This is a genomic window from Leptospira alstonii serovar Sichuan str. 79601 (assembly GCF_000347175.1).
Lineage (GTDB): Bacteria > Spirochaetota > Leptospiria > Leptospirales > Leptospiraceae > Leptospira > Leptospira alstonii.
This window is the reverse complement of the sequence record NZ_ANIK01000016.1, coordinates 115,586-140,665: the sequence shown is the minus strand read 5'-3', so window position 1 is coordinate 140,665 and position 25,080 is coordinate 115,586. Positions and strand designations below refer to the sequence as shown.

Below are 25,080 nucleotides of genomic sequence, written 5' to 3'. Positions count from 1 at the left end.
ACATATTTAGACATAAAAGATCTTATCTTTAGTCTTAGACCCGAGTTACACTTTCCTAGGTTCTTTTCGAAAAAAAGAAGCCAGCAAAAATAAAATTCCCAATAAAATATATGCGGTTACGAAAGAATTAAAACCCAGTTCGAACTGATTGAGAATATCGTTTCCACGCAAAGAAAAGCCGTGGATAAATCCTGTCCCTGCAAGAAGTGCAGCGATCCAACAAGTGATGAGAGCCTTTTTAAAATCCCGATCGATGACAAACACCGCGATCGAGGACCATATCATGGAAGAGATCAAAAACCCTTGGGACAAACTCAAAAGTCCTCCCAGTGGATAGGGTAAAAACGGAAGAGAAAGAGGAACGTCGGACATCCAAAGATGTGCGGTCTCTTTTACTCCCGCATTCTCCAGAATTCCCGCGATGGATCTGTCCGCGTAGTTGAAGGTGGACTGAACGAGTAAAACTCCCCAACCCGCAAGCGCCGGTAAAATCCCGATCACAACCGCCGGAGCATGTCTGCTCGGCGTCGCTTCGAACGCCTGAGAACCGATCACGATTCCGATCCAAAGCACGATCGCCATTCCCGCTTCCACGGGAATCAATGCCTGGATGAAAGCGAGAAGTCCGAACAAAGCAACGATCGTCATAAAAACTCCGTTGAGAGTGGAATAACCCGCTCTCGCGCCCAGGGCCTTCCAACCGGGATGTCCGATGTAAATCGTTGTCGGAAACGGTGATCCGAAAAAAGAACCGACTACGGTTCCAACTCCGTTTGCAAGAAGAGAATCTCTCGTGTTGAAAGAATCTCCCGAAGCCTCCGCGGACTCGATGTTTTGCAAGGAACCGATCACGTTAAAAATTCCCATCGGAATCAGAACCGCGAGGTATTCTAAGATATCCGCAAATCCCAACGCGGTAAACAAATCGCTTATACATAAAACGGGAAAGTAGAACCCGATTTGACTCGTAGATCCTCTGAGCAAGGCTCCGTCCATGATCGGATTTCCCCAGCTCCCCGCGGACCAAGCGAGAACGGTTCCTAAAACAACGGACACAAGCCCGCCCGGTAGGCGAAACGGAAACACAACTCTTGCAAAGTACTGAAGTAAAATCACTCCGAAAGGTAAAAACGCGATCAGAGGATTTTGAAAGGTGCGGACCAAAAAGTCCATGGAGATAAAAGTGATCGCAATCCCCGCAAGGGAAGAAAGAAGCGCGGCCCTCGGAGTCACCTTACGGATCTTTTCCGCCACAAAGGAACCGGACATTTCGATCAAACCCGAAAAAAAACTCGCAACGAGCCCCACCTGCCAGGCGGTTTTGTAATCGCCGGTTTTCTTATATACGGGAAGTATAATAAAGAATACGAAAGCGAACAAGGAAACCGTGTTGATTCCGTACGGAAGGGCGGTGACGTCGGTCCTGTTTTCTTTGCGGCCCAGACGATGTGCCTGCCAGGAATAAAACAGATTTCCGAGTAACAGGGAAATCGCGGTTCCCGGAAGAATCACCTTATAGACAAAGTCGCTCGGAACTCCGCAGAGTGTGGTCAACAAAAAAGAAAGAACGAGAATCTGAATCAGATTGTCGATCATCAGACCGAAAAATCCGTCCAAATCTCCCGGTACAAACCATTTGAATTTATTTTGACTCATTGTTTCGATTTACTCCCGAAATCCACTTGAATCACGTTGGACTGATCGCCCTTCGTAGAATCCTCTTTTTTATCCGCCGTTTTTTCGCCGGAGGAAAGTTCCTTGAAAACCTCCGTTTGCTCCGTCGTAAAAACTTTCATGTTCGTCAACGTTGTTTGCGTTTTATCAAAATAACGGAATATACAATCCCAAGGTATAAAAACCTCTTCCCAGATATAACCGAATTGAAGTTCGGCGTAGATCCATTCCTCTCCCGCGTCCAAGTTGCGGACTCCGCCCTTGGGTCCGAAAACAAGAACGATTCCGGTTTCCTTTTCCTCTCCGACTAACCCGCGTTTGCCGATGACCAATCGGTTATGGGGGAGGGCGTGGACATAGAAGGTCCCGAATCCGTCCCAGTAAAGATCGAACAGGGAACGTTTGAACTTTCTGAGAGCCAGGATTTCTTCTTTCAGATTCCGTTTATCCATTCTTCAGGTTTTGATCGGAAATTCCCGCGTTCGCTTCGTTCAAATAATCCCCGTGGATCTTGTATTCGGGAACCAGAGCCTTAAAGGCAAAGAAGATATCCTTGTCCTTATTGGTTCTTCCCGCGGTCAGCAATTCGTTGAACCTGGCGACAAACGTAGTCACTTCCTGATTTTCCAGAGGCGCGGCAATCTTGATCTTAGGATGATGCGTTTTTTTGATTCCTTCCAAATCCAGAAGGAGTTCCTCGAATAATTTTTCTCCCGGTCTGAGTCCGGTGAACTGAATCGGAATGTCTACGTGAGGTCTTAAACCGCAGAGACGAATCATTTCTTCCGCCAAGTTGAGAATTTTTACGGGCTCTCCCATCTCAAGAATGAAGATCTCTCCACATTCTCCCATACTTCCGGCTTGAAGGACGAGCTGGGTCGCTTCCGGAATCGTCATGAAATAACGAATCACATCGGGATGAGTCACCGTAACCGGCCCGCCGTTTGCGATCTGTTCCCTGAACCTTGGAATCACGGAACCGTTGGAACCGAGAACGTTTCCGAATCGAACCGTGATGAACTTGGTTCTTGTTTCTCGGGAGATATGTTGCAGATACAATTCCGCCGCGCGTTTGGAAGCACCCATGATGTTCACCGGATTGACCGCTTTATCCGTGGAGATTAGAACGAATCGTTCCACACCCGAAATTCTGGATATATCCGCGATGTTTTTTGTCCCGAGCACGTTATTCATCACGGCTTCGGTCGGATTAACTTCCATCATCGGAACGTGTTTGTAAGCCGCCGAGTGAAATACCACTTGGGGAGAATGTCTTTCGAAAATAGAACTGATTCTGGAAATATTTTTAATATCCGCGACGATCGGTATGAGTTCTATGTTCTGTCCTTGTAATTTTTTTCCGAGTTCGTATTCGATTTCGTATAACGGAGTTTCCGCCGAATCCAAAAGAAGAATTCGGGACGGTTCAAAAACGGCGACCTGTCTGCAAAGTTCGCTTCCGATCGAACCTCCCGCTCCCGTAACGAGAATGGATTTTCCCTTTAGATAAGATCGAATGGATTCGATTTCAAGATCCACAACCGGACGACCCAGAAGATCCTCCACCTGAACCTCCCTGAGTTGGTTCAATTTGGGAGAATCAAAAAACAAGGAACCCAAAGAGGGAAGGATCTTGAACTTCACGTCCGTATTTTCAAAAGAACGAATCAACCGACTGATGAGTTTTCCGTCCGGGTTAGTGATTGCGATGATGACCTGTTTGACTCCGAAACGATTGATCATCTGTTCCGCCTGATCGATCTTCGCAAGAATCGGAATCCCTTGGATATGCGCTCCGATCTTTTGGACGTTATCATCCAAAAATCCGATCGGGTTGAGTTTGAGCTCGTTGTGTCTGCGAATTTCGGAAAGCAGAGTCGCGCCCACTTTTCCCGCTCCCAAAATCAAAGTAGGAAGCCCTTCTTCCTTGGATTTTTTGAGAATGTACTGATCTCGAAACACTCTCCAGGAAAAACTACGGATGCAAAGAAAACTTAAAAGGAGGAGAGTATCCAAAACGGGAACCATTCTGGAAAGTTGTTCGAATCGGTTGTAAAACAAAAGCGCCGTGGTAGAAATGAGGGACGAGAGCAAGGTGACCTTGATGATTTCCACGAGGTCGTGTATCGAAGCATAAACCCAAATCGATCTGTAAATATCGGAGAGAATAAAAACTCCGGCTCTCACCGTAATGACGATTATCAACGAGGTGAAAAATCTTTCCGGAGATGCGAGAAAAACAAACGATTCGAATCGGATCCAATGCGCCAAAAAATAGGACGCTCCCATGAATAACAAATCCAAAGGGAAGATCCACATTCTTCGATTCCACTGTCCGAGCATGTAGGAAATAAAATCCGCTTGTTCCTAAAAGTCCAATCTTTTTGAAATGGATAACTCCGATTTTTAGGCGAATCGAAAAATGTGTTGCAGAAATTCTTTTCTTGCCTCACTCCAATAGGAGAATAAATCGGTTCTTATATTCGGGACACCTTGAAAGAAATCATCATCAACCTCCGAGGAGATTTGGATTTTAAATTGGGAGAGATCCTTCTTTCCAAATTGGAAGAATTGTCCGAGTCTCCGCGCAAAATTCTTTTCGACGCATCCGAACTCGAATCGGCGACGTTAGAGGGAGTTTCGATATTAAACCGACTTCCCGAACGTTTTCCCGCGTCCAAATTTGCGATTTGTTCCGTGCCGACGCGGATCGAAATTTCCGCGCAAGGCGAAAAAGAAATTCCGGTATTTCAAGATCGGGAATCCGCAAAATCGCATTTGATTGCGGCCGATTCCGATTTCTCCGAAGATTCTCCCGTGCTCGTCAATTGTCCGATTTGTTTTCATCTTTTGAAAACACAAACATCCGGAAACTACGGTTGTCCCGTTTGTCATTCCAAGTTTTTCGTGACGAAAGACCGACGCACCTCCGCCTTTGAAAGATTATTATAATATTCTTACATTTCTTCGAAAAATCGAATCGTTTCCGAAACCTCCAACGGAACGTTTCCGGCCTGAAAGTAGGGGTTATATCTTTTTTTGATTCCCGAAACGAGTCTTTTTTTTCTGGCCTCGAACAAATCCATCGATTCCTTGAGGATCGGGTGTGTTTGCAATTCGGTCCGTATCGGAGGAGAAAACGGAACATATCGATTGAGAATATCCCTGGCCGCTCGATTGAGCCTGAGTTTTCCGGACGACTCGAAAAGAATCCAATACGAATAATCCGAAGCGAACATATCCTTTAGATTTTTCTTATATTTCAGGAGTTGTTGATCGACGCCTTTTTTCGCGTCGGGAGTCAGGGCGGGCGACTTTCGATAATTTTCCAGATAAAGATAATATTCGGACGTTAGGGAAGGCGGAGAAGAATCCTTCCACTTTCTTCCTCGAACCGTTCTTTCCATCTCCCATCGAAACTCTCCGAGAGTCCTCGTGATCGCCAAGGTCATGTTTTCGTTCAAAACTTGAGGAAACACAAGTCGTCCTCTCGATGTCAGTCCGGAAGTAATTTCCTGCCAAAGGACGCCCCTGTTTCCGAATACGGGAAGCAGGATACAATCGGGCCAAATTTCCTTCAACGCGAGTTCCGGTTTGCCGGGACTTTGCTCCGGTTCGAAGGAGATCTGTCTGTAAAAAAGATGTTTGTCGATCTTATGAACGTGATCCACGACCGCGTTTATTTTTTCATGCGTGACCAGGAACGCGTCGGTTTCTCCGTACATCTGATCGTCGGAAAGAATCGGATAGGCAAGATTCGGATCGGAAGAAACGCCGACGAGTCCGTTGAAAAGAAGATTACTCAACTCCCAATCCAGAAGATGCAACAGGTCTTCGATCCCGCTCTCGCCCGCGTATTCGTCCGTTCCCGTTTTACGGATCATCGTAGCCCTTACTTGTTCGTAGGATTGTGCGAGATGATTTCGGGAGGGATTTTTTTTACCGGAGAGAATCAGTCCCAACCATTCGGGCAATAAGTACACCGCAATTTTATGATTGGAAGTACGCGGATCTTGCGTATGACTTCGGATCTTTTCCAGAGTTCCGTAGAGTTGGACGATTCTCGCGGTAGAAAGAAGGTTCTCGTCCATATAAAAAAAATATAAGAAAAGAAGAACCGGTTTCGGAACCTGCGAGATGTCCGATCTGTATTTCGCATAACAAGCGGAATAGAGTTCTATAAAGGCGTGAATCTCCTCCGGTTTATGTTCTTTACGAACCAGACCCGGGTGTTCTCTGAATGCGTACACCCTTCTTTGAATCTCGGCCGCGGTCGAAGGACTCATCGAAGCGTAGTTTAAAATCTGCGTTAGACTTCCTTGATATTCTTCCGGAAGAGCGACGTCTTCCACCCCTCCGGCTCCTCCCATCTGCATTCCGCCCCAGATCCTCGTTTTTTCCGGATCTTTTTCGGGAGCCGTTTCGACTTGAATGCCCATGTCGCTTCCGTTCAAGCTGAGAATTTTCGCATCGAAACGAATCCATTCCTTATCGTCGCTCGAATACAAAACGTGAATCTTATCTCCCGTTGAAACCGGAAACGAATGATAGAGTCTTTTCGTGAATACCTTTGTGTGAAGGGACTTCTGAATAAAATCGGCGCCCGGAGGACTCGAATACAAAAAACCGGGAAAGGTTTCCTCCCCATCGGTTAAAAATACGACCGGAATCATTTTTCTAGGATGAGGACCGAGATCGTGAACTAGATGTTGCAATCTTTTGAATGTGATTGCGTCTCTCCAAGCGGGAAGTTCTCCTTGATAAGCGAGATAAAGCCCGAGTTCCGGAAGAAAAACTTCCTGAAACCAGGATTGTGACTCCGCGATTTTTTGAAGTGCGGAAACGGCGGCGTGATCCAAGAAGGAATGAATCTGAAGTACGTCTCTTCCGTTCATATACGCAAGGGGTAATTTTTTCAGAATCTTCGCCCTAAGCGCGGCGCGATGTTCGATCGAATTGCGAAAACGTCTTTCCAGATAATATCCGGCGAGAAGCAGAAGGGCCACAAAGATAGTCCCGTTGATGACCGGGATCCAAGAAAATTCCGGCCAGATAAGAATGGGACGCGCTTGCGCTAGAAAGAACATGCAGAATGTATACATCTCTTTTTTTCAGGGTCAAGCAGGATTCTTGAGGCGCTTTTCGGTCGCAAGAATCCCGCAATTAATTCCATTTCGAAACTTCGAACCGTATCCGACAACTTGCACCGGTTTGGGAACGGACAGGTTTTGATTTTAAATCGGATGAAACCCGCTTTCAACCTGAAAATCGGACGAATTTTCTCGGTTTTGGACTTAGAAAAACTTCAAAAGGTTTTTACTCTTACTGTGATTGAAACGCCGAATATAACAGTTGAACGGCTCCGCCGGATCGTATTTTAATTCTTTGTCGATTTAAAACGTTCCAAAACATTAAATACATTCAATCGACAAAGATCACATCAATCGTTTTTAAGAATATTCCAAGTTAATAATAAACACATTACTTTAGTATTACGTTTTATCGCCAGACGATACGTTTATCAATAGTCGTTTCTTTGAATATTTTAAAATTCTGTTTTTTGTATTCGAATTTCAAATTATCCTTTCCAAAAAATTCAACTCGAATACTGCTGGACTTACAGTCCATTTTCATGGGATTCATCGATGTTTCACGTCGGTGGGAAGACGGTTAGAATCCGTCACGGTATCCGCCGCTGTAAGAGGGACGAAAGGCATATTAAGTCACTGGGGTAACCTGGGAAGGCATGCCGAGTAGGAAGATCTCAAGTCAGAATACGATCCTATGAAAATCCTGGAGATACGTTTCGTCCTCGGAAGTAAGGCGATCGTAACTTAAATAGAACATATAGTATAACACGCGTTCGTGTTCGGCTCTTATAGAGAATCGATACGTTAGTCGTCGTTTGATTTTTAAGTTTATCCGAAAAGTAGGAGTTTCCCATGCCTATCGTTTTTACGTCCGCGATTGAGAATGTTTACCGGATATTGAATATCACGATCCGGTTTTCCGCCTCGACTTTAAAAGATCGATACGTTATGCTTCGCTTAAAACCGGAGAAGGCGTAAAGAGCGTGAACCTTTTCGGAATTCTGATCGTAGGACACGGAAGTAGGGAAAATTCTTCCCGCCAGGAATTTGAAACCTTCGTTCAAGGATACGCGGCTCTTCGTCCCGAATATGAAATCAACATCGCTTACATCGAACTCGCGAAACCCGACCTAAAAACGGCGCTTCGCGGATTTGCAAAAACACATAAAAAAATTTTAATATTTCCTCTATTTTTGTTCGCTTCCAATCACGTCAAAAACGATATCCCTTTGATCCTTTCCGATCTCAAGGAGGAATTCCCGAATCATCGATTTATTTTGGCGGCGCCCTTGGGAATTCATGCAAATATCATAAATTTATTATCCGATCGCTCCAAACAGACCGGCTCGGCGTCCAGAACCGGCGTTATCGTCGTGGGGAGGGGGGCCTCCGACGCGGACGCAAACGGGGACTTTTACAAGGCGGTTCGTTTTTTCGAGGAATCCAATTCCTTTCTTTTTGTTAAACCCAGTTTTATCGGAATCACAAAACCTCTTTTACGCGAAAGTCTGGAAATGTCCGCTAAACTCAGGCCGGACCGCATTCTGATTCTTCCGTATTTTCTATTTAAAGGAAAATTAATACAACAGATTTATAATATATCTAGGGAATATTCCGAAAAATATCCTTGGATCAAAATCGAAACGGCTTCTCATTTCGGACCCGATCCGATTTTGTTTCCGATCCTGGACGAAAGGATTTTTCAAGCTCTTTCGGGACAGGGAATCCTTCCCTGCGATAACTGCGAGTACCGAGTTTCCATCCCCGGACTTAAAAACAAAGTCGGCGGTCTGAACTCGCTTCTTTGGAGTATGAGACATTTGGAAACTCATACTCAGGCCGCTCCTCACGAGTTCCCGCATAAAAATCTTAAAAAACACATCTACGTCTGCGAGAGCGCGGACTGCGCGAGCAAGGGAAGCATTTCGCTTATCCATCGGATCCGCTCCCATATTAAAAAACACGGCAGACAAACGGACTTTAGAGTTTCTAAAAGTTCCTGTTTGGGAAGATGCGGGGAAGGCCCGACCCTAGTCGTCTATCCGGACGGGATCTGGTATCAAAGAGTGAACGAAAACGACGCGGAAGAGCTCGTCGCAGAACACCTGTTAAACGATCGATTGGTCGCGAGACTCGTCGACAACATCATGCAATAATTTGAGGAGAATAGAATGGCATGTCACGAAGTAGCCGCGTTGCGGTTGGGTATGATGAACGTAATCGGGATCAGGGACGAGGCCACGATCCGACACGAACGAGCGGAAATCGGAGAAGAAAGGTTAAACGCTCCGGGACCGATCCGATCCTTGGCGGAAGCGAAAGACTTCGAGTCGCTTATCAAATTTTACGAAGCTTCCTTAACCGATTTGGAGGAAATGATTTCCAAAACGAAAAAGGACGATCCTAAAATGGCATATTATCGTTCTCTTTTGATCTTAACCAAGAAGATAGAATTCGAATTAAAAAATTCCATTTTTACCTTTCAAAATCTTTTTCGAGACCTGGAAGAGATACACGATTTCGTTCATGAAATTTTTCCGGCGTAATCGATACGTTAGGCGATGATAGCGAAAGATTTGAGGGAAGGATTTACGACGGGAGCCTGTTCCGCAGCGGCGGCAAAGGCTGCGACCCGCTTTCTCTTAAAAGGTAAACCCGTTTTGGAAATCGAAACGACTCTTCCGAATAAAAGACTGGTTCTCTTTCCGGTCAAACGTTGCCAACTCGAAGGTGAAGTTGCCGTTTGCAGCGTTGTCAAAGACGCGGGGGACGACCCGGATTGTACTCACGGAGCGGAACTAACGGCCCGAGTTCGCTTAACAAAAGAGAGTAAAATCGTTTTAAAAGGCGGAGACGGAGTCGCAACCGTCACCAAAGCGGGACTCGGCCTGGAAGTAGGGGAAGCCGCGATCAATCCGGTTCCTAGAAAAAACATCAGCGAAATGATCTTGGAAGAATTACAGGGAAGTTCGTTTAACGGCGCTGAGGTGGAAATCAGCGTTCCTGGCGGCCAAGAGATGGCGAAAAAAACGATGAACGAACGCCTCGGTTTGATCGGAGGTATTTCCATCCTTGGAACCACCGGAATCGTCAAACCGTATTCCACGGCGGCGTTTAAAGCAAGCGTCATCCAAGCGATTCAGGTGGCGAGAGAATACGGAATCGATACGGCGGTTCTCACAACGGGCGGTAAGTCCGAAAAGTTCGCGATGGATCTATTCCCGAATTGGAATGAACTTTCCTTCATCCAAGTCGGCGACTTTATCGGCACCGGAATCAAAACCTCGGTCAAAGAATCCATCCGTCGCGTCATCATCGTAGGAATGATCGGAAAGTTATCCAAGATGGCCGACGGCGTAATGATGACTCACAGAGGAGGTTCTTCCGTGAATACGAAAATGTTATCGGAAATCGCAAGGTCCGCGGGAGTTCCGGAAACGATCGCGATCAAAATCCAACACGCGAATACCGCAAGACACGTATTAGAAGTTTGTAAAGCGTACGGTTACGAAATCATCTCGACAAAAATCTGCGAAATAGTCGTTAAGAACTGCTCCAAACACGCGGGTACGAATATGATGATTTCCTGTTATATGGTGGACTTTGACGGAGCGCTTTTGGGCAAGTGCGACGGTTTTTCGCAAAACATCGACTTTACGGAAGGAAATACGATCCATGAATGACATGAGACAAATGACGACTCTCGGAAGGGAGATCGAAGATAAATCCTTTTCCATCATAGACGAAGAGGCGGGGGTTCACTCCTTTTCCAAAGAAGAATGGGAAGTGGTTCGAAGGATCATCCATGCGACCGCGGATTTCGAGTTCAAAAACATCACCAAGATACATCGACAAGCGATCGATTCCGGAATCGACGCGCTAAAGAAAGGATGTCCGATCGTATGCGACGTTCAAATGATCATCGCCGGTCTCAACCGGGAAAGACTCGAAGCTTACGGTTGTAAGACATACTGTTTTATCTCCGACCCGGACGTGATCGAACGCGCCAAGAAAAAAAATTTCACAAGAGCCGTCGAAGCGATCCGAAAAGCAAAAACATTCAATCTTTTGAATGGAGCCGTGATTGCCGTCGGAAACGCTCCCACCGCTTTGCTCGAAATCGAAAGACTGATCCGGGCGGAAAATATCAAACCGGCTCTGATCATAGGAGTTCCGGTGGGTTTTGTTTCCGCGGCGGAATCCAAGGAAGCCGTTTTAACATTAGAATATTCTGATATTCCCTATATTCTCACGAGAGGCAGAAAAGGCGGAAGTACAATCGCGGTCGCGATCTTACACGCCCTTCTTCTTTTATCCTCCCGAAGAGGGGATAAATGAAAGCGGTTACAGTGATCGGTATGGGCGACGAAGGTTGTCTTGGGTTATCGAGTATTGCGGCTAACGCGGTCGCCAAAGCGCAGGTTCTTGCCGGAGGAAAAAGACATCTAGATTTTTTTCCTCAGTTCCCCGGTGAAAAGATCGTATTCAAAGGAGATTGTTTCCAGGCGATCGAAAAAATCGCGGAACTGGCTTGCGAACATACGATATGCGTGCTTGCATCCGGAGATCCTCTTTTTTTCGGAATCGGAAGCCGGATCGTTAAAAAAGTCGGACTTGAACATGTGGATATTATTCCCGCACCCAGCGCGATTCAACACGCCTTTGCCAGGGTCGGAATCAAATGGGACGACGCGGAAATTTTATCCTTACACGGAAGACCCCTAAAAGGGCTCGTTACAAAACTGCAATCGTTTCGTAAGGTCGCGTTGTTCACAGACGAGATCAATCATCCGCAGGCGATCGCTTCGTATCTGGTCTCTTTCGACGAGTCCGATTGGACCGCCTTTGTTTGCGAAAATTTAGGCGGCGAAAAGGAAAAAGTCCGTAAATTCGATCTGAAATCGTTAAGCGAAGAGAAAGGGATCGGTCCTTTGAACGTCTTGATTCTCGTTCGAAACGATACGAACTGGAAATCCCCGCAAGTTGTGCCTAACGTTTCCGAAGAAAGTTATGCGAAACGGATTCCTAAAAAAGGACTAATCACAAAAAAGGAAGTTAGAATTCTTTCCATCGCCTTTTTGGGTATCAGAGACGACAGCGTCATCTGGGACATAGGAGCCGGTTCCGGTTCGGTGGCGATCGAAGCCGCGCAAATCTCCAAAAACGGAAAGTCGTACGCGATCGAAGTCGATCCGGAAGGAATCGAAATCTGCAGACAAAACGCGCTTTCCCGAAAAGCGGATAACGTGCAAGTAATTCCGGGAAAAGCTCCGGAGGTTTTGGGAAATCTTCCCGACCCGGACTGCGTCTTTGTGGGCGGCTCCAAAGGAAACCTTTATGAGATTATTAGAATTTCATTAAATAGACTTTCGGCTTTCGGTTGTTTGGTCGTAAACGCGGTCACCTTGGACAACGTCTCGGAAGCCCACCAAAGTTTCAAAAAGTTGGGACTCGTGCCGGAAGTAACTCTTTTGAACGTTTCCAGAGGTCAACCTCTCGCGGACTATCTTAAGTACGAGGCTCTGAATCCGATTCACATCTTTAAAATCACAAAGCCGGAGGGATTCTCCGCATGAATTCCAAGAAATACGGAAAACTCTACGGGGTCGGAGTAGGCCCGGGCGCTACGGATTTGATTACGCTCAGAGCCGTTCAGATTTTAAATTCTGTGAACGTACTTGCGATTCCTAAAAGTAGCGAACACCTGGATCCTTTCGCTTGGAGGGTTTGTTCTCCGATCATCGGAGAAAATCCTTCCCAAGAAAAATTGTTTCTTCATTTTCCGATGACAAAAGATCCGAAAATTCTTATTCCCGCCTGGGATAAGGCCTTTGCGGAAATCGGCGAACGTTTAGAAAGGGGGCATAACGTTGCTTTTATCACTCAAGGAGATCCTTCCGTTTACAGTTCCTGGAGTTATCTTTTAGAAGAAGCGGGAGATCGTTGGCCCGGAATCGAAGTCGAAATCGTTCCCGCGGTTTCGTCCATCACTGCGATTCCCGCCGTCCTTCAAACTCCTCTTGCAGACGGAAGAGAACGTTTCTGCGTGATTCCCGGAACCTACGGAATCGAAGACCTTCCCGAACTCGTACGACATTTCGATACGATCGTTCTCACAAAAGTCGGGCAGGTCGTTCCGCGGCTCGTTAGTATATTGAAAGAATTGAATATTCTTAAAAACGCGATCTATGTTTCTTACGGAACGACCGATCGGCAAAAAATCGTCAAGGATCTGGAAACGATCCAAAACGAAAGCTGCGATTACTTTTCGACGGTGGTTCTATCGATTCGAAAACGCAAAGGCGTGTTGAGAGGACAAAACATTGAAACGGAATAGAAAACCGTATTCCGTTTTTGTAATCACAAAACACGGACTCGAGATCGCCAAAAGAATTCAATCCGTTTGGAAAGAGGCGGATCTTTTCGTTTCTCCTAAATTCATCCAAGACGCCCCGCCGAACTCCAAACTTCTTTCCCTTCCCATGGACAAAACGTTACGCGAAACCTTCCAAGAATACGACTGTCATATATTCGTCGTCAGCGTGGGCGCCGTGGTACGTATGATCGCTCCTCTATTGAAAAATAAGAAAGCGGACCCCGCGGTTCTCTGCGTGGACGATCGCGCCAATTTTTCGATCTGCGTTTTATCGGGGCACGTCGGGAGAGGAAACTTTTTTACCGAAAGACTCGCCGAAACTCTTGCCAATATCCCCGTGATCACGACCGCATCCGACGTTTCCGAAACTTTAACCGTGGATATACTCGGTCGGGAACTCGGTTGGGTTTTGGAACATCCCGATCGAAACGTAACCCGAGGTTGTGCGGCAGTCGTGAACGAAACCAAGGTTTTGTTCGTGCAGGAATCCGGAGAACCGAATTGGTGGCCGATCGATAAAACCCTTCCGAAAGGTGTGGAATATTCCACATCTCTAAACTACGTCGACCCAAACGATTACGAAATCCTTTTGATCGCCACGGACAGAAACGACCTAGCGACAACCCACAAAAGTCATTATAAAAATTCTATATTATATTATACTAAATCATTGGTCTTAGGTTTGGGTTGCGACCGAAACATCCCTTTTGAAACCGTCGAAAACGGGATCCGTAAAACGTTAAACGAAAACGGGCTCGCCATTCAAAGCGTTCGTTTGATCGCCACCGCCGATATAAAAAAAGACGAGGAGGCGTTTCTCGCCCTCTCTCAAAAATACGGCTGGGAATTGCTCACTTTCCCGTCGGAAGAATTGGACCGGGTTTCTAGAATTGTCTCCCCCTCGGATGTCGTAAAAAATTTCGTCGGAACAAAATCCGTGAGTGAAGCCGCAAGTCTTCTCGCTTCGGGTGCGGATTCGCTTCTTCTTCCCAAACAAAAATACAAGGAAGACTCGAACGGTAAAAATCTTACGATCGCAATTTCCAGAATTCCGTACCCGAAACGATCGCAGAACTCGATACTACATTCCGATTTTTTAATAAACTTAGAGAAGAAAGAAAAATGAAAAAGGGGAGGCTGAACATCGTCGGAATCGGTCCGGGCAACGACGCACATGTAACACCGGCCGTTTTACGAGCGATTCAAGAAGCGGACCTTGTGATCGGTTACACCACTTATATCGGACTCGTCAAACACCATTTAGTCGGCAAACAAGTGACCCGAACCGGAATGACGGAAGAAGTGGGCAGGGCGCAAACGGCGATCGATGTTGCAAAAGAAGGTAAAATCGTCACCTTGATTTCTTCGGGAGACGCTGGCGTTTACGGAATGGCGGGACTCGTTTTCGAAGTGTTGAAAAAAATCGGTTGGAAGAGGGGCGATCCTCCCGAAATTAAAATGATTCCGGGAGTTACGGCGGATAGTTCCTGCGCTTCTTTGATAGGCGCGCCCCTCGTTCACGATACGGCGAGAATTTCCCTCTCGGATCTTTTGACTCCTTGGTCCGTCATCGAAAATCGTTTGGAATACGCGGCCAAAGGGGATTTCGTGATCACTCTTTACAATCCGGCTTCAGGACGAAGACAAAGGCAAATCGTAGAAGCTTCGAAAATTATTAAGCGACATCGTCCCGGAACAACTCCGGTCGCCTTGGTCAAAAGCGCGTATCGAAAACAACAAGACGTCAGACTTTCCGATTTGGATCGTTTCTTGGATTACGAAATCGGAATGAACACTACCGTGATCATAGGTTCCACGAACACATTCGTTTACGAAGGTTTTATGATCACTCCGAGAGGTTACACGAACAAGTATTCTTTGGAAGACGCAAGCCTTAAGGAAGGACAAAGAAAAGGTTTTTCACTTCGTTCCGTCGGAGATTTACAAAGCAGAGAGAACGCAAACGATTCCCGCATAAACCTAAACATCACAAAGATAGACGGAGCCTTTGTCAAAACCTCGACCTCCGTAATGGAAGTGGAAGAGAATCGAGAAGAATCTTCCAAAAGTTCGACGCTTTCCGATACACCGACCTTCTCGAAAAGGATGGATTCTTCCATCACTTCAAAGACTATGAATCAAGATTCTTCGGCTATAAACGCAAAGGAAACGTTACATCTACTTTCACAAATTCAAAAACGGGATGTACAAAAAAATTTAGAATCCGTAGATCCCGGAAAGAACACGTTAGCCTACATAGGTCGCTTGGGCGGAGGAATTATTTTTCATACTTTAGAAAAGTTTTATATCGTGGGAAAACTTAAAACCCCTACGCGTTTCGAGGATTTCGGTTTTGCCGACCCGGGAGAATACGGAGGTAAATATTTAGAATTGAATATTACGGATTTTGAAAAAGTTCGAAAATTTATATTTGAATTTTTGATGATCGTTCCAAAAGAAATTTCCCCCGGAGAAATTTACGAGAGATTCGTTATACATAGAAACTCTTCCGTAAGCGAACGTCTTCTGACTTATGCAAAAAGTGAAAGTGAAACTGTTTTTTTAAACGGACAAGAATATACGGACATCTCCTGGTTGGGAACGTTACCCTTGGAAGTTTGGAATCTGGTTCGTGGAATCATTTTAAAATGTTAAAGAGCGAAGGGCTATGAAAGTTTACATCATCGGAGCCGGTCCGGGCGATCCGGAATTGATCACGATAAAAGGGGCAAAACTTGTGGAATCCTGTCCGGTTGTTCTTTATACCGGTTCACTCGTTCCCAAGGCGGTGATCGAAAGAGCGCAAAAAGACGCAGTCGTATTAGATTCTTCGAATATGACGTTGGACAAAATTATTTCCGTAATTCTGCAAGCTAAAGAAAAAGACCAAGACGTAGCCAGGGTCCATACCGGAGATCCTTCCATCTTCGGATCCACCGCGGAACAGATAAGGAGATTCAATTTTTTGAATATTGAATACGAGATCGTTCCCGGAGTCAGTTCCTTTACCGCCGCCGCTGCGGCTTTGGGAAAAGAACTGACTCTTCCCGAAGTTTCTCAAACCGTAATCATCACTCGTACAGAAGGAAGAACACCCGTACCGGAAAAGGAAAGACTTGAAATTCTGGCCCAGTCCGGGGCCACTCTTGCGCTCTTTTTAAGCGTTTTACACATTCGAAAGATCGTCGAAAGACTAAGTCCTTACTACGGAGAAACGTGCCCGGTTGCGGTCGTTCAAAGAGCGACCTGGCCGGAACAAAAAATTCTCACAGGAACGTTATGCGATATTGCAGAAAAGGTGAAGACTGAAAAAATTTCATCCACAGCGATTGTATTTGTAGGTCCGGTTTTAGACTGTTCCGATTTTGCGGATTCCAGATTGTATTCTGCGGATTTTTCGCACGGCTTCAGAAAGGCGAAAAAAAAATCATGATTTCGGATACGGAACAAACGAAAGGACTCGTGATCGTTCACACCGGGAACGGGAAAGGAAAAACCACGGCAGCGCTTGGAATCGTGTTCCGCGCGTTAGGAAGAGAATTAAAATGCGGAATCGTTCAATTCTTAAAAGGGAAATGGGAAACCGGAGAAAGGATGTTCGCAGAGACAATTCCGGAACTCGACTTTTACGTTATGGGTTTGGGTTTTACCTGGGACAGCGACGATCTGGACAAGGATAGGGTCGCGGCACAAGCCGCATGGTCCGCCTCTTGCAAAATGATATTAGAAGGAAATCATAATATTATAATACTCGATGAAATTACCTACGCGTTCCATTACGGCTGGTTAAACGCGCAAGAGGTAATCGATATCCTCGCCAAAAGACCGAAAAACGTTCACGTTGTGATCACGGGAAGAAACTGCCCGGAAATTCTGACGGACTACGCCGATTTAGTCAGCGTGACCCAAGTCAAAAAACATCCGTATCGAAACGGAATTCCCGCGCAAAAAGGAATCGATTTCTGATGAACGTTTCCAACGTAGAAATCAAAACTCCGAGAATCGTAATTTCAGGCACGGGAAGCGGTGTCGGAAAAACTACGATCGTTCTCGCACTTACGCAAGCTCTCCGAAAAAGAGGATTGAAGGTCGCGACCTTCAAATGCGGACCCGATTATTTGGATCCCACGTACCATTCCCGGACGTCCGGAAAAACCTGTCATAACCTGGACGGATGGTTGATGGGAAAAGAATCCGTATTGAATACCTTTCATCAAGCGTGTCATAACGCAGATATAACCGTCATTGAAGGAGTGATGGGATTGTACGACGGTCATTCTCCGAACTCGGAGGTCGGTTCCACGGCGGAGATAGCAAAATGGCTCGCCTCACCCGTGTTAGTCGTCGTGGACGCAAGCGGGATGGCAAGAACCGTCGCCGCAATCCTAAAAGGTCTGAAAACTTTCGATTCCGATTTGAATCTCGCGGGAGCATTCACCAATTTTATAGGAAGTAAATCCCATATTCAACTTCTCAAAGACGCGTCCTTGGACATTCCGATCCTGGGAGGATTTTCAAAACATCCCGAACAATCGTTTCCGGAAAGACATCTCGGTTTGTATTCCGCTTCGAAAGAAAATTTACCCGAAGAAAAGTTCGTTTTTTGGGGAGAAAAAGGAGAGGAATGTTTAGAGATAGATTCCGTTTTAAAAATCGCGGGCTCCGCTCCGAAAATTTCAGCTCCGATCACTAAAATAAAAATAGTTTCGAGTCGATGCAAAATCGGAATCGCCGTGGACTCCGCGTTTCATTTTTATTATGAAGAAAACTTAATGCGATTGAATCAAGCCGGGGCCGAACTTGTGTTTTTCTCTCCGATCTCCGATTCCCGACTTCCTCCCGTGGACGGACTTTATTTCGGAGGAGGATATCCGGAGCTTTTCGCGCACGCCTTATCTAAGAACGAGTCTTTGTTAAACGACATTCGAGAATTCGCATATAATAACCGGCCGATATACGCAGAATGCGGCGGACTCATGTATCTTTCGAATGAAATCCGACTCGTTGGAGGAGAATCCCATCCGATGGTCGGCCTGATTCCCGGAACCGCGACCATGGGCGAAAAATTAAAAGCTCTCGGTTACGTCGAAGTCGTTACAAAAAAAGAAACGATCTTCGGCGAAGAAGGACTTCGATTCAGAGGTCATCAGTTTCGTTATTCCGATTTCGAACTCGATCCATCGCAACCGATCGAACTGGCTTACAACCTCAGAAAAAGGAAAGGGAACGACGTAAACGAAGATGGTTATCTTCATAATTCCGTCCTCGCTTCCTACGTACATGCGCACTGGGCGTCCAACCCAACCTTACCGGTAGGATTTGTTCGATCCTGTTTACGGGTTCCGAGATGATCCATGCTCCTTGCGTAAAAATCGATTCCGTATCTTGGCTCGCGGCGCACTTTGAAGAGCCGCATAACGTTCTAAGTTGGGCGATCATCGGAGGAGGTTGGAGGGAAGAAGTCGATTGTGTTTTATGGCATCGCGTCCGAGACGAGGACCTCACACCGGACATCGATCCGATCGATTACTTCCGTAAACGTTTACTCCAAAAAGAAGAATCCAGAAACGTAGTAGGCTTTCTCACAAGCGTTTGTCTTGAAAATTATTCGGAAGTTATTTTACAAAAAGAAGATATACGGATCCGATCGATCGTCACCGCCGGACTTGGAAACTCCGTCCGCATAGGAGACATCCCTTTCCAACCGAAAGCATATGGAACGATCAATATACTCGTACAATGTTCGGCTCCTTTGAATCTAAGCGCTTCCTTGGAAGCGGTTTCCTTGATCGCGGAGGCAAGAACACTCGCCGTATTGGAAGCTGAGATATCGAGCCAAGCGGGCCGGAAGCTCGCAACCGGAACCGGAACCGATTGTATCGCATTCGCTTCTCCCTCGCGTTACCCGGAATTGCGTTATACGGGAAAACATACTCTCTTAGGTCATCTCATCGGAAAGGCCGTTCACGAATCAGTAGCTCAAGGAATCGCAAACTGGAAAGAAAACGAATCGATTCGAAAATCCGTAAAATCGGAAAACGAATGACCGAAATAACCTTGATCACGGGCGGATGTAGAAGCGGCAAAAGCGGATTTGCCCTCGAACTTGCCAACAAAAGCGAAGGACAAAAATACTTTGTCGCAACCTGTCCCGTCTTTGACGAGGAAATGTATCAAAGAATTCTAAAACACAAAAAAGAAAGGAAGGATATTCCATGGGAAACCGTAGAAGAAGAATTCAATCTTTTGAATGTATTTGAGTCCGGTCGTTTACGGAAGCGGTCGATCGTCGTGATCGATTGCCTCAGCCTCTGGATCAACAATCTACTCTATCGTGCGGAAAAAGAAAAAGCCGAAATCGACGAAACTACGATCGAAAGGAATTGTTCGGAACTCGTCCGTTGTATTCGGAAGTCCGCAGCGGAACGTGTGATTTTTGTAAGTAGCGAAGTAGGATCGGGACTCGTGCCTGAAAATAAAATAGGGAGAATCTACAGAGATCTTCTGGGAACATGCAATCGAACAATGGCGCATAACGCTAATTCCGTTTACTTCATGGTGAGCGGGATTCCTCTTCGGATACGAGAAAACAAATTTGAAACTAAAGGAAAAGAAAGATAAGTGAATCGACCGGAACACGGAGGAAATCTTGTCGAACTTTCGCAAATAGCGGGGTGTAAACCGAACGAGATCTTGGATTTTTCCGCAAACGTCAATCCGATCGGATTTCCCGAATGGTTAAGGCCGTTTATCCATTCCAAAATCAGCGGCCTTCTTTCTTATCCCGATCCGAATTATACTTCCTTAAAAGAAAAAATATATTCGAAATACGGAATGTTTCCGGGACAGATCGCTCTCGGGAACGGAGCGTCCGAACTTATTTTCCAGATTCCTTTTGCGGTCGATGCCGACTACGCCTTGATCGCAACTCCTTGTTACGGCGACTACAAGAAAGCGATTTTACTTAGGAACATTCCTTGTACGGAATTCGTCCTCAAAGAGGAAATTTTTTTTCGTTTGGATTTTGACGAGGTTCGAAACGTCTTAAAATCAAAACCCGATCAAAAAGCTCTGGTCTTCTTAGGACATCCGAATAATCCGACCGGAATCACTCTTGATAAAAACGAAATTCTAAAAATCGCCTACGAGTTCCCAAATTCAAGTTTTGTAATCGACGAATCCTTTATCGATTTTTGTCCGGAAGAATCCTCGTTTCTCAGAGACAGGACCGAGAACATGATTCTGCTTCGGTCCATGACAAAAATTCTTGCGATTCCCGGCTTGAGAATCGGAGTTTGTTTTGCTTCTTCTCGAATTTGTTCCCTGCTTTCAAAAAGACTCCCTACTTGGAACGTAAATTCGCTCGCAGCATCGGTTTACGAAAAAGCGCTTTCGGATACGGAATATTTGGAAAACTCAAAACAAAAAAACGGAATCTGGAAAGAAAAACTCGTATCCGATCTTTGTAATTTAGATTTTATGCATGTATTTCCAAGCGAGGCTAATTTCATTCTGATTAAGATATTAAACAACCGCGACACATCTTCCTTAGTCCAAAAACTACTTCGAAAACACAGGATCGCCGTTCGGGATTGCGGAAACTTTGCCGGGTTATCCGAAAATTTCATTCGAATCGCGGTTCGCAATCCGGAGGAAAACGAAAAAATCGTGAACGCATTTTCGGACGTCCTATATGGAACGAATAAAATCCGCAAACATACGAAAAAAAAGCCCGCGATCATGTTACAGGGAACGGCGTCTAACGTTGGTAAAAGTATCTTAACCGCCGCATTCTGCCGCATTCTCGTACAAGACGGAATTAAAGTGGCGCCTTTCAAATCTCAAAACATGGCTCTCAACTCCTTCGTAACTTTGAACGGAGGTGAAATCGGACGAGCACAGGCCCTACAGGCACAGGCCGCGAAAATCATCCCCGATATAAGAATGAACCCAATCTTGCTCAAACCTTCGAGTGAAAAGGACTCGCAGGTGATCGTCAACGGAAAACCCGTAGCTGCAATGGATTTCAAGGATTACACAAAATACAAAACTATCGCGTTCGAAGAAGTGAAAAAATCCTTCGATTCTCTTTCATCCGAATATGATGTAATTGTAATAGAGGGAGCGGGCAGCGCATCCGAAGTGAATCTGAAAAGGAACGATATCGTCAATATGAGAATGGCCGAATACGCCAAGGCGAACGTTTTCCTAGTCGGAAATATAGATCACGGAGGAATTTTCGGTTCGATTTTAGGAACGATGGAAACCCTTTCGGAGTGGGAAAGAAAACTCGTCTTCGGTTTTATCATCAATCGTTTCCGAGGGATAAAAGAACTTTTAAAAACGGGTACTGAATATCTCGAAGAATATACCGGTAAACCCGTGCTCGGAATCGTACCACATCTTCAAAACCTCGGGTTACCGGAGGAGGATTCCCTCGAATTCAAATCCGGAGCGTTAGACGACACATCGGAACTAGGAGAAAGAATCGACATCGTTTTGATAGACACTCCTAGGATTTCCAATCATACGGATATAGATTCGCTCAAATCCGAACCCGACGTTCGAATAAGGATCGTACGGGCCCCGAAGGATTTGGGAGAACCGGACGTTTTGATTCTTCCTGGAAGTAAAAACACGATCGCCGATTTGAATCATTTACGGGATATCGGTTTAGCGGATCGAATTGTCTCTCTCGCACAAAATCAAAAAATCGATATAGTAGGGATCTGCGGAGGTTATCAAATGCTCGGAAGGAACATTTTCGATCCGTATAGAATCGAAACCGATCAAGGGAGCGCGAAAGGACTCGCTCTTTTACAAATCGAAACCGTATTAGAAAAAGATAAATCTCTCGAACAAACTACCGCAACACATATTCCCACGGGATGCAGAGTCCGAGGATACGAAATTCATCACGGAAAAACAGAATCCGTCGGAAATGCTCTCGTAAATTTTCTAAACGACAAGACCGAAGAGTTGGGACATAGCGATTTAACGGGAAGGATTTGGGGAACATACATTCACGGAGTTTTTGATAAGGACGAATTTCGCAGAAAATATCTGGATCAAATTCGAGTCCGGAAGGGAAAACAACCTTTGATCGACGTCCAAGTCCATTACGATTTGGAAAAGTCTTTGGATAGGCTGGCGTCACACGTTAGACGGTCTTTGAATACGAATCTGATTCACCGAGCGATAGGACTGGATTAAAAATGCTCTGGATCGTGACCGCGTCCATCCTTCTCGACCTAATATTCGGGGATCCTAGAAATATTCCTCACCCCGTAAGAGCGATCGGCAAATTAGCAAGAGCGTCCGAAAAATTCTTTAGAGCCCGTTGCGGTTCGGAAAAAACCGCGGGGATTTTGACGTCCTGCTACGTGTATTCTCTTTCTTTTTCGATACCGCTTTTACTCATCCAATTCTTGAACGAACTTCATTGGATTTTAGCGATGTTCTTATCGATCATTACGACTTATACCACAATCGCGATCCGAGATATGATCGATCATAGCACAGAAGTTTACGACGCTTTAGTTCAAGAAAATCTTATGCTCGCTCGTGAAAAAGTTTCCCGAATCGTAGCGAGGGACACAAAACATTTGGACGAGTCCGAAATCATTCGAGCCTGTGTGGAAAGCACCGCAGAAAGTCTCGTGGACGGTATTACGGCTCCGCTTTTTTACGCGGTTTTCGGCGGGCCATCCTGGGCGATGTTTTATCGATCGATTAATACGTTAGACTCTCTTTTCGGATATCAAAACGATCGATACCGACAATTCGGAAATTTCCCCGCAAGAATGGACGATTTGGCAAACTACCTACCCGCGAGAATCACGTCTTACATACTCGTATTTTCATCCCTGATCCTCGGTTATAACTTTAAGAATTCATTATATATTTTTCGTAGGGACGGAAGGAAACATCCGAGTCCCAATTCGGGACTAACCGAAGCGGCGGTCGCTGGGGCTTTAGAGATACAACTCGGCGGAACCAATTTTTACGGCGGAATTCAAAGTATAAAACCGAAACTGGGCGATCCCAAAAAAGTGTTTCAAACGGAACAGATTCTTCAAACCAATAGGTTGATCCTATTAACCTCCGTTTTAACCGCGGGATTTTACGTTTTGATTTATTCGACCGGAGTTTGTCTTTGGAAAGAATGGAAACTAAAAAATTGAAAGATATATTCAAAAAATCAAATGCGATTTACGTTTTTAGACACGGAGAAACCGAGTGGAACAAAGAAGGTAGGCTCCAAGGACATCTGGAAATTCCGCTTACGGAAAAAGGGGAGCGCCAATCCGAATCCATAATCCCGATCTTAAAAAGTAAGGGTGTGGAAATTTTGTTAAGCAGCGACCTTAAAAGAGCCAAAAGGACGAGCGAAATCGTATCGGCCACGCTCGGTTTAAATCCGATTTTCGATTTTGGTTTCAGAGAAGCGTTTTTGGGAGAAGGACAAGGAAAATTGATAAGCGAAGTCGATTTTTATTTCGGGCAATCCTTTTGGGAAAGATGGAACAACCCTGATCCGATTTACGACACGCTTCGTTTTCCAAACGGAGAATCGAAACAGAATGTGGACGACCGAATCCATTCTTCCTTAATGGTTAGGATAAGCCTTTTTTCCGATCGAGTTATCGCATTGTGTACGCATGGTTTCGTCATGATGCGAATGTTGAAAACGTATAAACCAAAAACAAAACAAATTCAGAATATTCGAAATGTAGAATTTATAGAATTTAATTTTGAAGAAATCTTAACGAGAGAAAAATCGTTAAAATAAATTAAACATATAACTTAAGACTGTTCGCACAAAAGAAAAAAGACCAATTCCAGAACTTTTCAAATCTAAAACGAATCAAAATATTATTACATATTAATATTTTTATTTGAATTTATTATTCCGATTTTTGTTTTTTGGATTTTCCCCGATCAACGCCAAGGTGGAAAAACGTTTCAGGACGTATTTCAACGGAATCAAAGGAATTATTGCTTTTACGTCCTGCTCTTTATCTCTAGTTTAAGCGCTCTTTTTCGTTTTATCGAGCGTTCTTCATCCTTCATGACTCTTTATAAACCAGACAAATGTTCCGATTTATTCTAATTAAGACTCAGAATCATGTTTATTAGAATTATTTAATTTATTTATATATTTTACGATGGCTGGACCGTCTAAAGGTACGAGTAAGATGAAAATTTAAATGAAAACTAAAGCGAATATTAAACTAAGTGCTATTGTAGCATCTTTCATGACCACGAATGTCGGCGCAGTTGAGTGGAACAATTTATACGAACGTTCCTTCTCCTGCTTGAGTTGACCTTTACTGAAGGAACTGCTGCAACCCTTGCTGACTCTGGATGCACGAGGAAACGCGAATGCAGTTTGGATTTTCCAGATGACAGAGTGCGCTTACGGTAGGTGCCCCCCTGCGGCCCCACGTACTGTGATACTCGCTAATGGAGCTCAGGCTAAAAACGTTCACTGGCAAAAGTAGGTAGCACGGCTACTATCAACGGAGCCAGTGGTAGAACCAGGGTGCGAACGATCATTGCAAGTGGCAGGATCAGATGATTTGCGATAGTAGCTTTTGGAAGCCGCCCTTGTGAGGCGGCTTTTTTTTATACATTCACGTTTTTGGATCGGGTTCATCTAAGTTTCTAAAGAAACCCGACTTCAAAGGGAAATGATTCTGCAAAACCAATTTCAACTTCGTTCCAATAAAGATAGTTTCATATTTACAGGCTCTCATTTAAAAGAGGCAAATCTTTGTTAGGTTTCGTGTAGGCTTTTTAGGTGAGGAAACGTTCAGTATTTCAAGTATATTTTTAAATGAGTAATCTCTGGAATGTAGGATTATAGAATGGTAATTCCATCTTCCGAATTGATTAAATCATCCGGAAATCTAATTTTATTAAATCTTGTTTCGATGA

General features: G+C 45.1%; 22 protein-coding genes and 1 riboswitch. Of the genes, 18 read left to right on the top strand and 4 right to left on the bottom strand.

Going from position 1 to position 25,080, the window contains the following annotated elements; translation table 11 throughout:
- Positions 1 to 45 precede the first annotated feature (45 nt).
- From LEP1GSC194_RS04265 to LEP1GSC194_RS04255, 3 genes are read right to left on the bottom strand one after another with little or no spacing between them, the layout of a single operon-like run.
- A complete protein-coding gene (locus LEP1GSC194_RS04265) occupies positions 46 to 1,656 on the bottom strand; it encodes a membrane protein (protein ID WP_020772463.1) in 1,611 nt (536 codons plus the stop codon).
- A complete protein-coding gene (locus LEP1GSC194_RS04260) occupies positions 1,653 to 2,126 on the bottom strand; it encodes a stringent starvation protein B (RefSeq protein ID WP_020772382.1) in 474 nt (157 codons plus the stop codon). Before LEP1GSC194_RS04260 ends, LEP1GSC194_RS04265 begins: the two co-directional genes overlap by 4 nt.
- Complete coding sequence (locus tag LEP1GSC194_RS04255) at positions 2,119 to 4,017, bottom strand: polysaccharide biosynthesis protein (protein ID WP_020772455.1); 1,899 nt, start codon at positions 4,015 to 4,017, stop codon at positions 2,119 to 2,121. Before LEP1GSC194_RS04255 ends, LEP1GSC194_RS04260 begins: the two co-directional genes overlap by 8 nt.
- A 150-nt stretch (positions 4,018 to 4,167) precedes the next feature.
- On the opposite strand from LEP1GSC194_RS04255, the gene LEP1GSC194_RS04250 reads away from it, so the two are divergent.
- Positions 4,168 to 4,626: a hypothetical protein gene (locus LEP1GSC194_RS04250; protein ID WP_020772369.1), complete on the top strand. Its 459-nt coding sequence runs from the start codon at positions 4,168 to 4,170 to the stop codon at positions 4,624 to 4,626.
- 5 nt (positions 4,627 to 4,631) lie between these two features.
- Here LEP1GSC194_RS04250 and LEP1GSC194_RS04245 read toward each other — a convergent pair whose 3' ends face one another.
- Complete coding sequence (locus LEP1GSC194_RS04245; protein ID WP_020772394.1) at positions 4,632 to 6,761, bottom strand: hypothetical protein; 2,130 nt, start codon at positions 6,759 to 6,761, stop codon at positions 4,632 to 4,634.
- 530 nt (positions 6,762 to 7,291) lie between these two features.
- Positions 7,292 to 7,474, top strand: a riboswitch (cobalamin riboswitch).
- 273 nt (positions 7,475 to 7,747) lie between these two features.
- Between LEP1GSC194_RS04245 and LEP1GSC194_RS04240 the strand changes: the two genes are divergently transcribed.
- The 17 genes from LEP1GSC194_RS04240 (at position 7,748) to LEP1GSC194_RS23535 (ending at position 24,644) form a co-directional block, all read left to right on the top strand.
- Positions 7,748 to 8,920 (top strand): CbiX/SirB N-terminal domain-containing protein, encoded by a 1,173-nt coding sequence (locus tag LEP1GSC194_RS04240; protein ID WP_020772406.1) that lies wholly within the window; start codon positions 7,748 to 7,750, stop codon positions 8,918 to 8,920.
- A 15-nt stretch (positions 8,921 to 8,935) separates the two neighbouring features.
- Positions 8,936 to 9,310: a DUF3209 family protein gene (locus tag LEP1GSC194_RS04235; RefSeq protein ID WP_020772533.1), complete on the top strand. Its 375-nt coding sequence runs from the start codon at positions 8,936 to 8,938 to the stop codon at positions 9,308 to 9,310.
- Between the two features lie 15 nt (positions 9,311 to 9,325).
- The gene (locus tag LEP1GSC194_RS04230) at positions 9,326 to 10,447 is read left to right on the top strand and encodes a cobalt-precorrin-5B (C(1))-methyltransferase (RefSeq protein WP_020772433.1); all 1,122 of its coding nucleotides are present in this window, start codon (positions 9,326 to 9,328) and stop codon (positions 10,445 to 10,447) included.
- Positions 10,440 to 11,102 (top strand): precorrin-8X methylmutase, encoded by a 663-nt coding sequence (locus LEP1GSC194_RS04225; RefSeq protein ID WP_036041325.1) that lies wholly within the window; start codon positions 10,440 to 10,442, stop codon positions 11,100 to 11,102. The genes LEP1GSC194_RS04230 and LEP1GSC194_RS04225 overlap by 8 nt, the downstream gene beginning before the upstream one ends.
- On the top strand, positions 11,099 to 12,340 hold the full coding sequence (locus LEP1GSC194_RS04220; RefSeq protein ID WP_020772365.1) for a bifunctional cobalt-precorrin-7 (C(5))-methyltransferase/cobalt-precorrin-6B (C(15))-methyltransferase: 1,242 nt from the start codon (positions 11,099 to 11,101) through the stop codon (positions 12,338 to 12,340). Before LEP1GSC194_RS04225 ends, LEP1GSC194_RS04220 begins: the two co-directional genes overlap by 4 nt.
- The gene (cobI, locus tag LEP1GSC194_RS04215; protein WP_020772496.1) at positions 12,337 to 13,101 is read left to right on the top strand and encodes a precorrin-2 C(20)-methyltransferase; all 765 of its coding nucleotides are present in this window, start codon (positions 12,337 to 12,339) and stop codon (positions 13,099 to 13,101) included. The genes LEP1GSC194_RS04220 and cobI overlap by 4 nt, the downstream gene beginning before the upstream one ends.
- Positions 13,088 to 14,266 carry a cobalt-precorrin 5A hydrolase gene (locus LEP1GSC194_RS04210; RefSeq protein ID WP_020772424.1) on the top strand — a complete coding sequence of 393 codons (1,179 nt, stop codon included), beginning with the start codon at positions 13,088 to 13,090 and terminating at the stop codon, positions 14,264 to 14,266. The genes cobI and LEP1GSC194_RS04210 overlap by 14 nt, the downstream gene beginning before the upstream one ends.
- Positions 14,263 to 15,795, top strand: a complete 1,533-nt coding sequence (gene cobJ / locus LEP1GSC194_RS04205; RefSeq protein WP_020772487.1) for a precorrin-3B C(17)-methyltransferase — start codon at positions 14,263 to 14,265, stop codon at positions 15,793 to 15,795. Before LEP1GSC194_RS04210 ends, cobJ begins: the two co-directional genes overlap by 4 nt.
- Positions 15,796 to 15,808: 13 nt before the next feature.
- The gene (gene cobM, locus LEP1GSC194_RS04200; protein WP_020772352.1) at positions 15,809 to 16,573 is read left to right on the top strand and encodes a precorrin-4 C(11)-methyltransferase; all 765 of its coding nucleotides are present in this window, start codon (positions 15,809 to 15,811) and stop codon (positions 16,571 to 16,573) included.
- Positions 16,570 to 17,106, top strand: coding sequence for a cob(I)yrinic acid a,c-diamide adenosyltransferase (gene cobO, locus LEP1GSC194_RS04195; protein ID WP_017809430.1), 537 nt, complete (start codon positions 16,570 to 16,572; stop codon positions 17,104 to 17,106). The genes cobM and cobO overlap by 4 nt, the downstream gene beginning before the upstream one ends.
- Positions 17,106 to 18,491 carry a cobyrinate a,c-diamide synthase gene (locus tag LEP1GSC194_RS04190; RefSeq protein ID WP_017809431.1) on the top strand — a complete coding sequence of 462 codons (1,386 nt, stop codon included), beginning with the start codon at positions 17,106 to 17,108 and terminating at the stop codon, positions 18,489 to 18,491. Before cobO ends, LEP1GSC194_RS04190 begins: the two co-directional genes overlap by 1 nt.
- Entirely contained in the window at positions 18,488 to 19,186 is a 699-nt protein-coding gene (locus LEP1GSC194_RS04185; RefSeq protein WP_020772511.1) for an adenosylcobinamide amidohydrolase, read from the top strand. The genes LEP1GSC194_RS04190 and LEP1GSC194_RS04185 overlap by 4 nt, the downstream gene beginning before the upstream one ends.
- A complete protein-coding gene (gene cobU, locus LEP1GSC194_RS04180) occupies positions 19,183 to 19,761 on the top strand; it encodes a bifunctional adenosylcobinamide kinase/adenosylcobinamide-phosphate guanylyltransferase (RefSeq protein WP_020772434.1) in 579 nt (192 codons plus the stop codon). Before LEP1GSC194_RS04185 ends, cobU begins: the two co-directional genes overlap by 4 nt.
- Positions 19,762 to 22,353, top strand: a complete 2,592-nt coding sequence (locus tag LEP1GSC194_RS04175; protein WP_020772445.1) for a cobyric acid synthase — start codon at positions 19,762 to 19,764, stop codon at positions 22,351 to 22,353.
- Between the two features lie 2 nt (positions 22,354 to 22,355).
- Positions 22,356 to 23,324, top strand: coding sequence for an adenosylcobinamide-phosphate synthase CbiB (cbiB, locus tag LEP1GSC194_RS04170; protein WP_020772529.1), 969 nt, complete (start codon positions 22,356 to 22,358; stop codon positions 23,322 to 23,324).
- Positions 23,321 to 23,932: a histidine phosphatase family protein gene (locus LEP1GSC194_RS04165; RefSeq protein WP_036041402.1), complete on the top strand. Its 612-nt coding sequence runs from the start codon at positions 23,321 to 23,323 to the stop codon at positions 23,930 to 23,932. Before cbiB ends, LEP1GSC194_RS04165 begins: the two co-directional genes overlap by 4 nt.
- 562 nt (positions 23,933 to 24,494) lie before the next feature.
- Positions 24,495 to 24,644, top strand: a complete 150-nt coding sequence (locus LEP1GSC194_RS23535) for an ice-binding family protein (protein WP_196809727.1) — start codon at positions 24,495 to 24,497, stop codon at positions 24,642 to 24,644.
- Positions 24,645 to 25,080 lie beyond the last annotated feature (436 nt).

Excerpts from the sequence above, each read along its gene's own strand:
- LEP1GSC194_RS04185 (WP_020772511.1), top strand. The coding sequence starts at position 18,488 with ATGATCCATGCTCCTTGCGTAAAAATCGATTCCGTATCTTGGCTCGCG.
- LEP1GSC194_RS04235 (WP_020772533.1), top strand. The coding sequence starts at position 8,936 with ATGGCATGTCACGAAGTAGCCGCGTTGCGGTTGGGTATGATGAACGTA.
- LEP1GSC194_RS04245 (WP_020772394.1), bottom strand. The coding sequence starts at position 6,761 with ATGTTCTTTCTAGCGCAAGCGCGTCCCATTCTTATCTGGCCGGAATTT.
- cobU (WP_020772434.1), top strand. The coding sequence starts at position 19,183 with ATGACCGAAATAACCTTGATCACGGGCGGATGTAGAAGCGGCAAAAGC.
- cobJ (WP_020772487.1), top strand. The coding sequence starts at position 14,263 with ATGAAAAAGGGGAGGCTGAACATCGTCGGAATCGGTCCGGGCAACGAC.
- LEP1GSC194_RS04225 (WP_036041325.1), top strand. The coding sequence starts at position 10,440 with ATGAATGACATGAGACAAATGACGACTCTCGGAAGGGAGATCGAAGAT.
- LEP1GSC194_RS04220 (WP_020772365.1), top strand. The coding sequence starts at position 11,099 with ATGAAAGCGGTTACAGTGATCGGTATGGGCGACGAAGGTTGTCTTGGG.
- LEP1GSC194_RS04255 (WP_020772455.1), bottom strand. The coding sequence starts at position 4,017 with ATGCTCGGACAGTGGAATCGAAGAATGTGGATCTTCCCTTTGGATTTG.
- LEP1GSC194_RS04190 (WP_017809431.1), top strand. The coding sequence starts at position 17,106 with ATGAACGTTTCCAACGTAGAAATCAAAACTCCGAGAATCGTAATTTCA.
- LEP1GSC194_RS04265 (WP_020772463.1), bottom strand. The coding sequence starts at position 1,656 with ATGAGTCAAAATAAATTCAAATGGTTTGTACCGGGAGATTTGGACGGA.
- cobM (WP_020772352.1), top strand. The coding sequence starts at position 15,809 with ATGAAAGTTTACATCATCGGAGCCGGTCCGGGCGATCCGGAATTGATC.
- cbiB (WP_020772529.1), top strand. The coding sequence starts at position 22,356 with ATGCTCTGGATCGTGACCGCGTCCATCCTTCTCGACCTAATATTCGGG.
- LEP1GSC194_RS04230 (WP_020772433.1), top strand. The coding sequence starts at position 9,326 with ATGATAGCGAAAGATTTGAGGGAAGGATTTACGACGGGAGCCTGTTCC.
- cobO (WP_017809430.1), top strand. The coding sequence starts at position 16,570 with ATGATTTCGGATACGGAACAAACGAAAGGACTCGTGATCGTTCACACC.
- LEP1GSC194_RS04260 (WP_020772382.1), bottom strand. The coding sequence starts at position 2,126 with ATGGATAAACGGAATCTGAAAGAAGAAATCCTGGCTCTCAGAAAGTTC.
- cobI (WP_020772496.1), top strand. The coding sequence starts at position 12,337 with ATGAATTCCAAGAAATACGGAAAACTCTACGGGGTCGGAGTAGGCCCG.